This window comes from Limnohabitans sp. (assembly GCF_031538885.1).
Lineage (GTDB): Bacteria > Pseudomonadota > Gammaproteobacteria > Burkholderiales > Burkholderiaceae_C > Limnohabitans.
Map to the genome: position 1 here is coordinate 1 of NZ_JAVKLW010000056.1, position 1,670 is coordinate 1,670.

A 1,670-nucleotide genomic window follows, 5' to 3' on the forward strand; every position below is an offset into this window, starting at 1 on the left:
AAGCGCATGCTCATCTTGGGCGGCGGCATCATCGGCCTAGAGATGGGCACTGTTTACAGCACGCTGGGCGCACGCCTAGACGTGGTGGAAATGATGGACGGCCTCATGCAAGGCGCTGACCGCGACTTGGTCAAGGTCTGGCAAAAGATGAACGCCAAGCGCTTTGACAACATCATGCTCAAGACCAAGACCGTGTCCGCACGTGCCTTGCCCGAAGGCATTGAAGTCACGTTTGCACCGATGGAAGAGGGCGCGAACGGAAGCAACGCAAGCGTTGTAGCCCCCGCACCGCAGGTGTACGACCTCGTGTTGCAAGCCGTGGGCCGCACGCCCAACGGCAAAAAACTTGCCGCGGAAAAAGCAGGCGTGTCTGTGACCGATCGCGGCTTCATCAACGTCGACATTCAAATGCGCACCAACGTGCCTCACATCTTCGCCATTGGCGACATCGTGGGCCAGCCCATGTTGGCGCACAAGGCGGTGCACGAAGCTCACGTGGCAGCCGAAGTGATTGCGGGCGAACTGCAAGGCAACAAAGAGCTGGCAGCCGCTGCGTTCAACGCACGCGTCATCCCCAGCGTGGCCTACACCGACCCTGAAGTGGCCTGGGTGGGCTTGACCGAAGACCAAGCCAAAGCCCAAGGCATCAAGGTGAAAAAGGGTTTGTTCCCTTGGACCGCGTCGGGCCGCGCCATTGCCAACGGCCGCGACGAAGGCGTGACCAAACTGCTGTTTGACGATTCACCCGAGGTGCATGCGAATGGGGGCCACGGCAAGATTTTGGGCGGCGGCATGGTGGGCACGCATGCGGGCGACATGATTGGCGAGATTGCCTTGGCCATCGAGATGGGCGCAGACGCAGTGGACATCGGTAAAACCATCCACCCCCACCCCACGCTGGGCGAAAGCATCGGCATGGCGGCAGAGGTGGCGCACGGCAGCTGCACGGACTTGCCGCTTGGCAAGAAGTAAGCGTTTTCAGGCCAATCTCACAAAGCCCGATCTGGTAACGGATCGGGCTTTGTGCTTTGCGCACTCGAACAAGCGTCAGAGAATACTGTGTATTTGCGCAGTATTCATGCCGACTACATCCAAACCCAAGCTCTACAACCCGCGTCACCCAGAGCGCACGCTGCTCTACCAAACAGTCGCCGAGCACTACGAGACCTGGCTTGACCTGGTCAGCGCGGGCAAGTCGGGCGGGCAGGGCGACCACCACAGCCCCAAGCCCTATGTGCGTAAAGCCTTCGAGAAGTACTTGGAGTGTGGCATCTTTGCCCACGGCTTTGCTCGCGCCCGCTGCGGCGACTGCGGGCACGACTTTCTGGTGGCCTTCTCCTTGGTGGAGTTGGCGTTGCCCCAATTCACCGGACGGTTTGCGGCTGCCCTGATCCGAATGGATGATCGCCTAACCAATCATATGAGCGTCCGAGCCCCTGCGCTTCTAAAGAGTCCGAGGGCCTGAGTGCCTGATGTGGTCGGACGACCCAAACAAGGAATAAAAAATGAGCAATAAAAAAATGAAGTTGAACTTGGCGGATTCAAGGACGAAGTGCAACACGCTTTAACGAGGCATGGAATACCTCGTGAGGTGTCTTGAATCCTAGTCGCTTTCTGGGGCGGTGATTCAATCGGTTTTCAATCATAGTCAATTCCTCATCCGTCACGGT

Annotated in this window: 1 protein-coding gene and 1 pseudogene; both read left to right on the forward strand. The window is 58.4% G+C overall.

Annotated elements, in window-relative coordinates; translation table 11 throughout:
• Positions 1-972 (forward strand): NAD(P)/FAD-dependent oxidoreductase (locus RMS03_RS04205; protein WP_310625855.1); only part of this gene is annotated, 972 nt, incomplete at its 5' end.
• Between the two features lie 106 nt (positions 973-1,078).
• A pseudogene (locus tag RMS03_RS04210) lies at positions 1,079-1,343 on the forward strand (transposase zinc-binding domain-containing protein); the annotation flags it as partial.
• Positions 1,344-1,670: the final 327 nt, after the last annotated feature.